Annotated in this window: 11 protein-coding genes; 5 read left to right on the forward strand and 6 right to left on the reverse strand. The window is 64.3% G+C overall.

Annotated elements, in window-relative coordinates:
* The first annotated feature begins 17 nt into the window (after positions 1-17).
* The 3 genes from IVB13_RS11005 (at position 18) to IVB13_RS11015 (ending at position 3,628) form a co-directional block, all read left to right on the forward strand.
* Positions 18-1,211, forward strand: coding sequence for a M20/M25/M40 family metallo-hydrolase (locus IVB13_RS11005; protein WP_247488873.1), 1,194 nt, complete (start codon positions 18-20; stop codon positions 1,209-1,211).
* A 74-nt stretch (positions 1,212-1,285) separates the two neighbouring features.
* Positions 1,286-2,374 (forward strand): mandelate racemase/muconate lactonizing enzyme family protein, encoded by a 1,089-nt coding sequence (locus IVB13_RS11010; RefSeq protein WP_085352056.1) that lies wholly within the window; start codon positions 1,286-1,288, stop codon positions 2,372-2,374.
* Between the two features lie 105 nt (positions 2,375-2,479).
* Positions 2,480-3,628 (forward strand): amidohydrolase, encoded by a 1,149-nt coding sequence (locus IVB13_RS11015; protein WP_204510527.1) that lies wholly within the window; start codon positions 2,480-2,482, stop codon positions 3,626-3,628.
* 6 nt (positions 3,629-3,634) lie between these two features.
* On the opposite strand, the gene IVB13_RS11020 is transcribed toward IVB13_RS11015, so the two are convergent.
* Positions 3,635-3,946 (reverse strand): hypothetical protein, encoded by a 312-nt coding sequence (locus tag IVB13_RS11020; protein ID WP_018458265.1) that lies wholly within the window; start codon positions 3,944-3,946, stop codon positions 3,635-3,637.
* On the opposite strand from IVB13_RS11020, the gene IVB13_RS11025 reads away from it, so the two are divergent.
* The gene (locus tag IVB13_RS11025) at positions 3,945-4,730 is read left to right on the forward strand and encodes a DUF72 domain-containing protein (RefSeq protein WP_018458264.1); all 786 of its coding nucleotides are present in this window, start codon (positions 3,945-3,947) and stop codon (positions 4,728-4,730) included. The genes IVB13_RS11020 and IVB13_RS11025 overlap by 2 nt on opposite strands.
* Here the strand turns inward: IVB13_RS11025 and IVB13_RS11030 are convergent.
* On the reverse strand, positions 4,727-5,914 hold the full coding sequence (locus IVB13_RS11030) for a CoA transferase (protein WP_018458263.1): 1,188 nt from the start codon (positions 5,912-5,914) through the stop codon (positions 4,727-4,729). The genes IVB13_RS11025 and IVB13_RS11030 overlap by 4 nt on opposite strands.
* Before the next feature lie 166 nt (positions 5,915-6,080).
* Here IVB13_RS11030 and IVB13_RS11035 point away from each other — a divergent pair, with 166 nt between their 5' ends.
* Positions 6,081-6,968, forward strand: coding sequence for a hypothetical protein (locus tag IVB13_RS11035; protein WP_018458262.1), 888 nt, complete (start codon positions 6,081-6,083; stop codon positions 6,966-6,968).
* 109 nt (positions 6,969-7,077) lie between these two features.
* On the opposite strand, the gene IVB13_RS11040 is transcribed toward IVB13_RS11035, so the two are convergent.
* The 4 genes from IVB13_RS11040 to IVB13_RS11055 form a co-directional block, all read right to left on the reverse strand.
* The gene (locus tag IVB13_RS11040; RefSeq protein ID WP_247488875.1) at positions 7,078-8,427 is read right to left on the reverse strand and encodes a carbohydrate porin; all 1,350 of its coding nucleotides are present in this window, start codon (positions 8,425-8,427) and stop codon (positions 7,078-7,080) included.
* A gap of 136 nt (positions 8,428-8,563) precedes the next feature.
* Complete coding sequence (locus IVB13_RS11045) at positions 8,564-9,625, reverse strand: ABC transporter permease (RefSeq protein WP_204510524.1); 1,062 nt, start codon at positions 9,623-9,625, stop codon at positions 8,564-8,566.
* Positions 9,622-11,148 (reverse strand): sugar ABC transporter ATP-binding protein, encoded by a 1,527-nt coding sequence (locus IVB13_RS11050; RefSeq protein WP_085352050.1) that lies wholly within the window; start codon positions 11,146-11,148, stop codon positions 9,622-9,624. The genes IVB13_RS11045 and IVB13_RS11050 overlap by 4 nt, the downstream gene beginning before the upstream one ends.
* A 65-nt stretch (positions 11,149-11,213) precedes the next feature.
* Positions 11,214-12,179 carry a sugar-binding protein gene (locus tag IVB13_RS11055; protein WP_085352214.1) on the reverse strand — a complete coding sequence of 322 codons (966 nt, stop codon included), beginning with the start codon at positions 12,177-12,179 and terminating at the stop codon, positions 11,214-11,216.
* Positions 12,180-12,406 lie beyond the last annotated feature (227 nt).

Here is a 12,406-nt window from a genome sequence, read left to right on the forward strand (position 1 = left end):
CATCAAGGGGACATCTCATGCCTGTCGACACCAAAGCCGCCACCGACCGCCTCTTGCGCTTTCTCGCCGTCGAGGGCGTCACCGGACAGGAGGCCGCAATCGGGCGTGAGCTCACGGCTGCGCTGAAGGAGAGCGGCGTGCCGGCGAAAGCGATCCGGCTCGACGACGCCAATACCCGCATTCCGGTGCCGACCGAGACCGGCAACCTCATCGTCGACCTGCCCGGCCGCGGCGCGCTGAACAACCAGCCGCGCATCATGTTCATGACCCACATGGATACCGTGCCGCTATGCGCCGGCGCCAAGCCGAAAAAGTCGGGTCGCAAGATCGTCAATGATGCGAAGACCGCGCTCGGCGGCGACAATCGCTGCGGCTGCGGCGTGCTGGTGACGCTGGCGGTCGAGCTCGAAAAGCAGCAACTCGATCATCCGCCGATCACGCTGCTGTTCTGCGTGCGCGAGGAGAGCGGGCTCTATGGCGCGCGCCACGTCAAGCTGGACGAGCTCGGCTCGCCGGTGATGGCCTTCAACTATGACGGCGGCTCGGCCTCCAACGTCGTCATCGGCGCCGTGGGTGCCGACCGCTGGACCGTGGAAATCTTCGGCCGCGCCTCGCATGCCGGCGTCGCGCCGGAGCGCGGCATCTCCTCGACCATGATCCTCGCGCTTGCGCTCGCCGACGTGAAGGCCGGCGGCTGGTTCGGCAAGGTGGTCAAGCGCAAGCAGCAAGGCACCAGCAATGTCGGCCCCGTCACCGGCGGCGAGGGAAGGCCTGCGGGCGACGCCACCAACGTCGTCACCGACTACGTCCATGTGCGCGGCGAAAGCCGCAGCCATGACGGAAAGTTCTTCAAGGAGATCACAAAAGCCTACAAGGCCGCGTTCGAGAAGGCGGCCAAGAAAGTCACCAACGCGCAAGGCAAGTCCGGCAAGGTCAAGTTCAAGGCCGAGACCGACTATTTCCCGTTCCGCATGAAGGACAACCTTCCTGTCGTCAAACGCGCGGTGGAGGCCGTGTCCGCCGTCGGCGGCACCCCGAACGTGCGCACCGCCAATGGCGGCCTCGATGCCAACTGGATGGTCCGCCACGGCGTTCCGACCGTGACCTTCGGCGCCGGCCAGAACGAGGTGCACACGATCGACGAGTGGATCAATCTCGACGAATACGACCGCGCCTGCGCGCTGGCCGTGCAGCTCGCGACGATGCGGTGAGCTGCCTTGCATGGCGCGCGCTTGCCGGGCGGTGCGCGTCGGCCTAGCCTGCAAAGAAAACGCAGGGAGGCCGCATGCCGCGCATTTCGACCATCGAGACCGGATTCTACCGGATCCCCCTTCCCGTCACGCTGTCGGACTCGATGCATGGCGACATGGCGGCGTTCGAGCTGATCACCTGCCGCATCCGGGATGCCGATGGCGCCGAGGGGGTCGGCTACACTTACACGGTCGGACGCAATGGCGGCGCCGTCGCCGACATCCTCAAGCGCGAGATCCCGCCGCTCGTCGAAGGCCGCGAGGCCGATGATACCGAGGCGATCTGGCACCAGGTCTGGTGGGCACTGCATTATGGCGGGCGCGGCGGGCCAGCGGTGCTGGCGCTCTCGGCACTCGACATCGCGCTGTGGGATTTGAAGGCGCGGCGCGCGCAATTGCCGCTGTATCAGTTGCTCGGCGGATTCGACGCGCGCGTGCCGTGTTATGCGGGCGGCATCGATCTCGATCTCTCCGTCGATGCACTGCTCGCGCAGACTGACGGCAATCTCAGCAAGGGCTTTCGCGCCATCAAGATGAAGGCCGGCCGCCCCGATCTCAAATCGGATGTGGCGCGGGTCGCGGCGATGCGACAGCATCTCGGTGACGGCTTTCCGTTGATGGTGGATGCCAACATGAAATGGACGGTCGAGGAAGCGATCCGCGCCGCCCGCGCGTTCCAACCGTATGACCTCACCTGGCTCGAGGAGCCGATCATTCCCGACGACGTCGCGGGCCACACTCGCATCATGCAGGCCGGCGGCGTGCCGATCGCGGCGGGCGAGAATTTACGTTCGCTTTGGGAGTTCAAGAACTACATCGTCGCGGGCGCGGTGTCCTATCCCGAGCCTGACGTCACCAATTGCGGCGGCGTCTCCGCCTTCATGAAGATCGGGCGGCTGTCGGAGGCGTTCAACCTGCCCGTCACCAGCCATGGCGCGCATGACGTCACCGTGCACCTGCTCGCGGCCTGCCCGAACCGGTCGTATCTGGAGGCGCACGGTTTTGGGCTCGACAAATTTATCGAGCATCCACTGGTGCTGCAGGACGGGCTTGCGCTCGCGCCGGACCGTATCGGCCACGGCATCAGCTTCGATTGGGACGGGCTGGCGAAGCTGTCGGCGTAGACGGGAGCGCGTTGCTGCACGCGAGGCATTCGCTGAGGCTTGATGCAAGCTGCGGTTATTCGGCTATGGTGTCGACGCCGACACACAAGCCGAGAGATTCCCGCCTTGACCCCCGAGCTGCACCAGAAACTGACCGCGTGGCGCCGGCATTTGCATGCGCATCCCGAACTGTCCCTCCAGGAGAAAGCCACCGCGGCCTTCGTGCAGGACAAGCTCACCGAGCTCGGCATTTCCTTCGAGGCCAACATCGGCGGTCACGGCATCGTCGCGACCCTGACGCGCGGCCACGCCCAGGGCCGCGTCGGCCTGCGGGCCGACATGGATGCGCTGCCGATCACCGAAGATACGGGGCTAGCTTACGCTTCGCAAAACCCCGGTGTGATGCATGCCTGCGGCCATGACGGGCATACCGCTTCGCTGCTCGGCGCGGCCGCGCTGCTCGCCGCCGACACCAGCTGGAGCGGGACGGTCGATTTCATCTTCCAGCCGGCCGAGGAAGGTTATGGCGGCTCGCGCGCGATGGTCGCGGCCGGGCTGTTCGACCGCTTTCCGATGCAACGGGTGTTCGGCTTTCACAACTGGCCGGGGCTCGCCGCCGGCACCATCGCGGTCCATGACGGCGTCGTCATGGCCTCCGGCGGGCGCATCACCATCACCATCGATGGCCATGCCGGTCACGCCGGCATGCCGCATCTGACGCGCGATCCGGTGATGGCGGCCGGCCATTTGATCGTGGCGCTGCAATCGATCGTCTCGCGCAGCGTCGATCCGCTCGACACCGCCGTGCTCTCGCTCTGCACGCTCGAAGGCGGCACGGCACGCAACCAAATCGCCGGACGCGTCTCGATCGGCGGCACGCTGCGCTACCATCGCGATGCGGTGAAGGACACCGTTTTGGCGCGGATCGAACAGATCTGCGCCGGGATTGCCACGAGCTTCGGCGTCAAGGTCACGCCCGAGATCGTCATTGGCGTCGGCGTGGTCATCAACACGCCGGCAGAAGCGGATCTCGCGCGCCTCGCGGCGGACACGGTACGGGCCGAGTTGCGGCGCGACCTCGCGCCCAGCATGGCCGGCGAGGATTTTGCCCACTATCTCTCGCGGCGTCCGGGCGCCTTCGTCTGGATCGGCAATGGCGAATTGCGGGATGGCGCCGAGCTGCACGGCCCGCGCTATGATTTCAACGACGCGATCCTACCGGTGGCATCGAGCTGGATGGCGGAACTCGCCAAGGCGGCGCTGGCCTCGAACTAGGCCCGCTCACGAGATCTCGCGCGGCAACTTCCAGCCGGGCTTCGGCTCGAACGTCTCCTCGACCTGCGCGACGTGATAGCCGGCGGGCAGAAGGCGGCCGCCCTCCTCGTCCGCGACCGGTACGTCGGTTACCAGCCCCTCGATCAAGGCGGCTTCCCACACCTCCTTCTCCGTCGGAAAGGGATCGCCGATCTGCTTGTTGCCTTCGAACAGCGCGTACATCGGTTCCGGTCCTGCGTTGATCAAGCTCACGAGCAACGTATCGGCCGCACGGACGTTCCCATCCGGCAAATCGCAATGGATGGACACGTCGAACATGGCGCGCGTTCTGATCGGAACTTCCGGCTGGCATTACGCCTCCTGGCGAGGCCCGTTCTTTCCCAAGGGCGTGACGCTGAAGCAGCAGCTGAGCTACTACGCCGGACAGTTCGACACCACCGAGCTGAACGGGGTGTTCTACCGCACCCCGACGCCGGAGGCCGTCGAGGGTTGGCGGGAGCAGACCGGCCGCGATTTCGTCTTTGCCTGGAAGGCCTCGAAATTCATCACGCACTGGAAGCGCCTGTCGGATCGCTCGGTGAACAGCCTCGAACTGCTGGAGGATCGCATCTCACGGCTCGGCGGCAAGGCCGGCCCGATCCTGTTCCAGCTCCCGCCGCAATTCGAGGCCGACGCGGACCGCCTCGCCGGCTTCTTCAAGCTGTTGTCGCGGAAGCGGCGTTACAGTTTCGAATTCCGTCATCCGAGCTGGTATCAGCCGCGCATCTTGCGGATGCTGGCCGACGAGAACATCTCGCTGTGCCTGTCCGATCATCACGACGCGCCCGCGCCATGGAAGCGCACGGCGGATTTCGTCTATGTGCGCGGGCACGGGCCCAGCGGGCGCTATCACGGGCACTATACGAAACCCACGCTGGCGCAATGGGCGCGGCGCATCAAATCCTGGAAGCGGCAGGGCTGCGACGTCTACGTCTATTTCGACAACGACCAGAAGAGCGCGGCGCCGGCCGATGCACAGGCGTTGAAGCAATTGCTCAACGTGCGGCAAAGCGCGGCGATCACGACGGCAAGCCGCCGTGCAGGTGCCGTTGTTCACCGCTAGACGATGCCGCCTTGCCGGAGCGCCGCGATCGCGGCCTTGTCGTAGCCGAGCTCGGTCAGGATAAGATCGGTATGCTCGCCGAGCGTGGGCGGGCGCATCGCGATTTCGCCGGGCGTTTCCGACAGGCGGACGGCGGCGCGTGCCACCGGTGCGGGCTTCGGCAGACCTGGATAGTCGACGTCCTGCATGAATCCGGCGGCGCGGACGTGCGGATGATCCAGCGCCTGCTGCGGGCTCAGCACGGGGCCGGTCGGAATCATGGCCTTGCCCAGGGTGTCGACGGCTTCCTGCGTGGTGCGCTCGGCGCACCAGCGCGCCATGCGCTCGCTGATGACAGGGCCATTGTTGCCGCGGCTGATGTCGTCGGCAAAGCGCGGATCGTTCAGCCAGACCTCCTCCTCGCCCATCAGTTTCGCCCAGCGCTTGAACAGCGGATGCCCCGTGACCTGGCACAGCACCCAGCCGTCCCTGGTGCGGTAGATGTCGGCAGGCGCCGCGGTCTGGCCGAGATTGCCTGTCGGCACGCGATTGACGTTGATGACGGCCTGCTCGATCAGCGTCGCGTTGGTGAAGGACAAGGCGGTTGCGAGCAACGCGCCCTCGACGATCTGCCCGCGCCCGGATTTGCCGCGCTCGATCAGTGCGGCGAGCGTGCCGAACGCGCAATGTAGCGCGGTCCCGAAATCGACCCAGTTGACCGCGGCCCGGTAGGGTGGATCGCCGGCGCCCGTCATGTACACCGAGCCCGACATGACCTGGCCGACACCATCGAAGCCGACACGGTCGGACCATGGCCCCGGCCCGCCAAACGCGGTGGCCGTCGTCAGGATGATGTCCGGCTTGATCGCCTTGAGCGAATCGTAGTCGAGCTTCATCGCGCCCAAGGTCTGCGGCGGCAAATTGGCGACGACCACGTCCGCGGTCGCAATCAGGCGGCGCATCACCTCCTGTCCTTCCGGCTTCATCGGATCGAGCGTGAGGCACTTCTTGTTGCGGTTGACTTGAAGAAACAGCGCGCCTTCGCCAGTTTCGCCGACCGGCGCCACGAAACGATCCTCGCTGCCGTCGCGCTTCTCCACGCGAATGACCTCGGCGCCGAATTCGGCCAGCAAGGTCGCGCAATAGGGCCCCGCGATATAGCGCCCGAAATCAAGAACGCGGACGCCCGCCAGAACCCCTCCCATCGATCTCTTTCCTTTGTGCTTTTTGTCAGCTTACAGGGATTGGCATTTGCGGCAAGGTGGCAATGGACGCCATGCCCCACCCTCGAGATGTGATCGGCGAATCATTTCGACTGGCGGAAATTGTGCTCTAGTATGGACCTGTCCCTCGCCCATCAGAGCCCCGTCCATGCCGCAACAATTCGATCGATCCAAAGAAGATCTCGGCAACGCGATCCATTTCGAGCACGTCAACATCCAGGTCCCGGACCAGCGCCTCGCCACGCTGTTCTATGTCGCAGGTCTCGGGCTCACCCGCGATCCGTATCTGATGGTGTCCGACACCAACATGTGGATCAACGCCGGACGGAGCCAGTTTCATTTGCCGAGCGGCCGGCCGCAGGTGCTGCGCGGTCATGTCGGACTCGTCATCGCGGGCCGCGAGGCGCTGCTGGCGCGATTGGCGTCGGTCGCCAAAAAGCTCGAGGGCACCGCGTTCGCCTTCGCCGAGCATAACGACCATGTCGAGGCGATTTGTCCGTGGGGCAACCGCCTGCGCTGCTACGAGCCCGACGCCGCGCGCTTCGGCCGTGTCGCGCTCGGCGTTCCCTATGTCGAGTTCGACGTGCCGGTGGGATCGGCCGCTCGCATCTGCGCCTTCTACCCCGAGATCATGGGCATGCCATCCGAGTTACGGAACGGCGACGGTACGGTTGCCGCCGTGAAGACCGGCCGCGACCAGCATCTGTTGTTTCGCGAGACCGATCGGCCGCAAGGCGACTATGACGGCCACCATGTGCAGATGTACATCACCGATTTTTCCGGCCCTTACCGCAAGCTGCTGGCGCGCGATTTGATCTCGCGCGAGGACAATCAGTACCAGTACCGCTTCTGCGACATCGTCGATCTCGACAGCGGCAAGCCGCTGTTCACGGTCGAGCACGAGGTGCGCAGCGCCACCCACCCGATGTTCATGCGGCCGATGGTCAATCGCAATCCGGCGATCAACAACCGCAATTACGCGTTCGGTCACGATCAGGCGTCTTGGGCGATGGGACCGGATCAATACGAGGGATAGGTGATAACCAAGTCCCGGGCGGCTCCGCTGAGTGGAGCCGCCACACGTTACGTGCGCTCCGGTGGGACGGGCATGCCCCACCTTTCGCATCAGACGGGTGAGCGTCCCGTCAGAAGTGGACCTCGGTGCGCATGCCAAGAACCACGGCGTTGTCGGTCTTCACGCCCGCCGCGTTATAGCCGCGCCCACCGGGATTGATGACATACTGAGCGTCGAACTTGAGGTTCAGCCAGCCGGTCGCCTGCCATCCGTACCAGACTTCAAGCGGCACTTCGTTGCCGCCGGCGTTCGGACTGAGGGCAGCCGTGTTCACGTGCGTCGTGCCGACCGCGAAGCCGACTTCGTCCTGGGGACGCCAGGAGAATGTTCCGGTATGCCTGAAGCCGAGGGCGATCTGGTAATCCTGGTACGACGTCCGGTGATCGGCGACGGTGGTATTGAGGAAGGTGTACCAGCCTACCGAACCCGGGCCGTCAACAGTCAACCGCTGCAGGATCGACTCGTAGACGCCGAAGCGGCCGCGTTGATCGCTGATATTTTGATCGGGCACACCACCGACGCCCGGGATGGTGCCGATAACACCCGGAAGACCGCCATCAATGGACGAGGCGCTGTCGTACCAGCCGCCAAGTCTCCAGGTCCCGGTCAAGGGCCCCTTCGGCGTCCAGACCAACTCCACCGGCACCATCACGCCACTGGCGGGGTTCGAGGCGGGAATGCCGGGCAAGAAGTAGACGCCCGGGTCTGACGTCGTCAGGTAACCCGGATTGGCATCGTAGACACCGACCGACACCGTGAATTCCGGCGCGATCTTATAGTGGACGACACCGGCCCACTGGCTCACCGGCCAATTGTAGATGTAGCCGCCCTGGATGTTGCCGGGCTGACCGCCGCAGAAGGTCAGGTTGATGAACTCGCACAGGCCGAAGAAGAAGTCGGAGCCGACCGGAAGACGGCCGCCCTTGAGTTCAAGGCGGTCATCGAAAAGCTTCTGCGAGTAATAGAGCTGCGTCAGGCGCAGAATATTGCCGCGGCCGAACACTTCGTTGGTCAGCTGCAGGGCGGGAATGTCCGCTTCGGTATTCAGATTCTTGCCGAAGCGGTCGACCAGCGTGAGACCGACGGTGCCGCCGGGAATGACGGCGAGTTTTCCCATGTCCAGCTTCGCGCCGAACCACAACTGGCCGGCGTTGGCTGCGGTGTTCCTGCTTCCACCCGAGACGTTGCCGACGGATTCGTTGCCGAGCGTCAGGCCGATGTCGATGCCCTGCTCCTTCAGCCTGGTCCTGCCGAGATCGCCGAACAGATACGGTCTCGTCCAGAAGTCGTCAGCCGTAGCATACGGAACAGGCGCAGCTTTCGTCGAAAAGTCGGCCGCATACACTCCACCGCAAAACAGCGATGAGAAAGCAATCCCCACACCGCACACCCCTGCGGTGTTCATAAACCTGCGCAACATTTTACTCGTCCTCCCGCCGTCTCAGGCTTTGCTTGTTTCGCCTCACGCCCCTGCCCAAAGCCCTCGAGCCTGGAACGCGCTCCCTCCCCCAGCGGCCGCCGACCAGGCAGCCTTGTGTCAACTGGGCGTGGATCTGTCATGCCCGATCAACCGTTCTCGCCGGCAATGCATCCGCGGCGCGCGGTGACGTGCCCTGGACTTGCTCCGCCAATGTCGATTTCGGCGCAGTGCGGGCGACGCCGGCCAGTGCCAGCTTGCGCCGCCGTCGCGCCTGCAATTGCTGATCCGCCAACACGCCGATCAGAATGACCGTCCCCATCACCGCGAAGTTCAGCGAATTCGGAATGCCCAGGATATTCACCAGGTTCTGCAGCACCTGCAGCAGCGCCGTGCCCAGCACGATACCGAGAATGGACCCCTCGCCGCCGCGCAGGCTGCACCCGCCCAGCACGGCGGCCGCAATCGCGTAGAGCTCGTAGAAATTTCCGAAGGAGCTCGGCGACACCGAGTTCGTGTAGAACACGAACAAGACCGTCGAAACTCCGGCGAGTCCGCCGCTGATGATATAGGCGGTTGCGATCACGATATTGGTGTTGATGCCCGAGAAGCGTGCCGCCTCCTCGTTCTTGCCGACGGCATAAAGCCAGCGCCCGTAGACCGAGCGGTGCAGCAGCACGCCAAGGATCAGCGCAAGGATGATCAGGAGGATGAAGGTGTTCGGGATTCCCGCCAAATTGCCCGAGGCGATGTTGCTCAGTGTCGCCGCCTCGTCGCCGTAACCGAAGCCACGGGTCGAATCGCTCGTGTAATAGCGCGCGGCGCCGCGATAGATCAGCAACCCACACAGCGTCACGATGAAGGGCTGCATCTTCAGGCGGGTGATCAGGAACCCCTGGATGCCGCCGAGCACCAGCCCGCCCAGCAGCACTGCCAGCAGCGCCAGGGGCCACGGCACCTGGTAGGTCGTCAGAAGATCGACGAACACGACGCCGAGCAGCGCAAACATCGAGCCGAGCGACAGGTCGATGCCGCCGGTGATGATCACGAGCCCTTCGCCGAGCGCGAACACACCGAAGAGGCCGATCAGATTGGCCATGTTCAAGAGGTTCACCAGCGACAGGAAGGCGGGATTGATCGCGCCCGTGATGGCGGCGATCACCACCAGCAGCAATGCCAGACCGAGCTCTTTCCTGATCATGGCGCGGCCGCTTCCGCGGTTTCCAGCGCCTGGCCCATGGCCAGTCGCAACACGTTGTATTCGCTGAACTGCTCCCGCTCGAGCACGCCGCTGACGCCGCCTTCATGCATGACCGCCACGCGGTCGGAGACGCCGATGACCTCCTCCATGTCCGAGGAGATCATCACGATCGCGACGCCCTGGTCGGCAAGCTCGCGCATCAACGCGTAGATCTCGCCCTTGGCGCCGACGTCGATGCCGCGGGTCGGCTCGTCGAAGAACATCACGCGCGGCTGCATGGACAGCCATTTGCCGAGCACGACCTTCTGCTGGTTGCCGCCGGAGAGCGTCACGGCCTCCATATCGATGCTTGGCGCCTTGATGGAGAGGCGCCTGACCTGCTCTTTAGCGACCTTGCGCTCGGCCGCGCCGCTGACCAGCCACATCCGCGCGTGATCCAATAGGCTCGCCAGCGTCATGTTCTCGCGGATCGGCAGCTCCAGCACGAGCCCGGATTTCTTGCGGTCCTCCGGCACCAGATAGATGCCTTGGCTGATCGCGTCGCGCGGCGATGCGACAGCGACCGGTGCGTTGTCGATCCTGATCTCGCCGCCCAGCAGCGGGTCAATGCCGAAGGCGGCGCGGGCAAGAGAAGTGCGGCCAGCGCCCACGAGCCCCGCCAGTCCCAGGATCTCGCCATGCCGCACGGAAAGATCAACCTGCCGGTCGGGAAAGGCCGATGTCACGGCGCCGACGATATCGCAGCCGCCCGGCCGCGGCGCCTGTTTCGGCGGGGTATGCAGCGCTTTGAGGTCGCGACCGATCATCAACCGGATCAGCGCGGCATGGCTTAGCTCGTTCCGCGCCAGCTCTCCCACGGTGCGACCGTCACGCAGCACCACGACGCGGTCAGCGCAGGTCATGATCTCTCCGAGCCGGTGAGAGATATAGATCACCGAAATGCCGTGCGCCTTCAGATCGGCAATCACCTCCAGCAGCCGTTCGGTCTCCGAGATCGTCAGGCTTGAGGTCGGCTCGTCCATGATGATCACGCGGGCGTCGATCGAGAGCGCCTTGGCGATCTCCACCATTTGCCGCTCGGCGATGGAGAGGTCTTCGACCAGCGTGTCCGGCGCGAAATCGGCACCCAGCCGCTCCAGCAGCGGGGTCACGCGAGCACGCATCTCGGCATTGTCCACCAGCTTCAGCGGCCCGCCCATCAGCTTCTCGCGCCCGATGAACACGTTGGCTGCGACGTCGAGATTCTCGAACAAGTTCAGCTCCTGGTGCACGAAGGCGATGCCGGCCCGCGTCGCCTCGGTCACCGTGGTTCGGGCATACTCGCTGGTGCCGATGCGGATCACGCCTTCGCTCGGCGCGATCACGCCACCCAGCACGCGCATCAGCGTCGATTTGCCGGCGCCGTTCTCGCCGATCAAACCCAACACTTCGCCGCGATAGACGCGCAGATTGACGTCGTCGAGCGCCCTGACCCCGGGATAGGTCTTGCTGATCCCGCTGAGCTCCAGCAGTGTCTCTGCCATCTCTCCGCTTCCCTCCCGCCCAAAGCCCGGCCACCGCGGCGGCCGGGCCGTGAAGCACGCTGAAGTCACTTCTTCAGCAGCTCCTTCAGATGAGCGGTAAACTCCGCAACGTTGGACTTGCTGACCACCTGGGTCGGCACGATCAGCTTGCTGTCGGCCGGAATCCAGGACTTGTCGCCGTTCAGCGTCTTGATGATGTTGATGGCGGAGAGATACCCGAACTCGTACGGCTGCTGCACGACAGTGGACTCGATCGTCCCGTCGGATATTCCCCGCAGCGTGCGCTGATCCTCGTCGAAGCCGACGATCTTCACCTTGCCGGCCTTGCCAGCCGCCTTGACTGCGTCATAGATCAGCGGAGTCTCGTAGCTCCAGAGGCCGGACAACAGCGCGATGTCGGGATATTTGACCAGCACGTTCTCCATGTTCGCCTTGGCCTTGGCGAAGTCCACCTGGTCGGTGAACACGTCGACCAGCTCGACCTTGGTGCCGGCGATCGCGTCCTTGATACCCTGCACCCGCTCGCGGGCGTTGTCCGCGTCCATCGTGCCGACGAACAGCGCGATCTTGCCACCGTTCGGCAACGCCTTCTTGATCTCCTCGCCTGCCTGGCGCCCGGCCGCGACGTTGTCGGTGCCGATATAGGCGAGACGCTTGCTCTGCGGCGCGTCGCTATCCGTCGTGATCAACACGGTCTTGGCCGCAACCTTGTTGAGCTCTTCGGTTGCGTGCGGCGCATCGTCGACCGAGATGGAGATGCCGGCGACGCCGCGCACCAGCAGGTCGTCCAGCTCGCGCCGCTGGCCCGCCGCCGTCGCTTCGTTGGTGACGATCAACTGGATGTCGTATTCCGGGTGCTCCTTCTGAGCCTTTTCGAGCCCGCGGCCGGCGATCGTCCAGAAATCGGCCGCGGCATTGGTGACCAGCGCGATGGTCTTTTTCTGCTGGGCCTGCGCCGCCCCCGTGGCAATGGCCAGCGCAGCTGCGGTCGCAAACAGCGACACCATCAGTTTCTTCAGCGATTCGTTCATGTACACCTCCCTTGGGTCACCCCCGTTCAGGGGTTTCACAGCGCTTATGCGCTATCTTTTATTTACGTCGCGAACAAATGCCGCAGGGCAAACCAGCCGGATCAGGATGTACTTGCCCCTTCTTCAAGTCTAAATAGTACAGATGGTACGATAATAGTAAATATGGCTGCTGAAAACCGAATCCGATTGTGCTTTTCCGGTCACACACGCATCCCATTCCCCTCCAT

Origin of the sequence: Bradyrhizobium sp. 17 (assembly GCF_023073515.1) — a bacterium.
Lineage (GTDB): Bacteria > Pseudomonadota > Alphaproteobacteria > Rhizobiales > Xanthobacteraceae > Bradyrhizobium > Bradyrhizobium canariense_D.

What these genes read in the sequence shown, in the direction of transcription:
- IVB13_RS11005 (WP_247488873.1), top strand. Translation starts at nt 18, where the DNA reads ATGCCTGTCGACACCAAAGCCGCCACCGACCGCCTCTTGCGCTTTCTC.
- IVB13_RS11010 (WP_085352056.1), top strand. Translation starts at nt 1,286, where the DNA reads ATGCCGCGCATTTCGACCATCGAGACCGGATTCTACCGGATCCCCCTT.
- IVB13_RS11025 (WP_018458264.1), top strand. Translation starts at nt 3,945, where the DNA reads ATGGCGCGCGTTCTGATCGGAACTTCCGGCTGGCATTACGCCTCCTGG.
- IVB13_RS11020 (WP_018458265.1), bottom strand. Translation starts at nt 3,946, where the DNA reads ATGTTCGACGTGTCCATCCATTGCGATTTGCCGGATGGGAACGTCCGT.
- IVB13_RS11030 (WP_018458263.1), bottom strand. Translation starts at nt 5,914, where the DNA reads ATGGGAGGGGTTCTGGCGGGCGTCCGCGTTCTTGATTTCGGGCGCTAT.
- IVB13_RS11035 (WP_018458262.1), top strand. Translation starts at nt 6,081, where the DNA reads ATGCCGCAACAATTCGATCGATCCAAAGAAGATCTCGGCAACGCGATC.
- IVB13_RS11040 (WP_247488875.1), bottom strand. Translation starts at nt 8,427, where the DNA reads ATGTTGCGCAGGTTTATGAACACCGCAGGGGTGTGCGGTGTGGGGATT.
- IVB13_RS11045 (WP_204510524.1), bottom strand. Translation starts at nt 9,625, where the DNA reads ATGATCAGGAAAGAGCTCGGTCTGGCATTGCTGCTGGTGGTGATCGCC.
- IVB13_RS11050 (WP_085352050.1), bottom strand. Translation starts at nt 11,148, where the DNA reads ATGGCAGAGACACTGCTGGAGCTCAGCGGGATCAGCAAGACCTATCCC.
- IVB13_RS11055 (WP_085352214.1), bottom strand. Translation starts at nt 12,179, where the DNA reads ATGAACGAATCGCTGAAGAAACTGATGGTGTCGCTGTTTGCGACCGCA.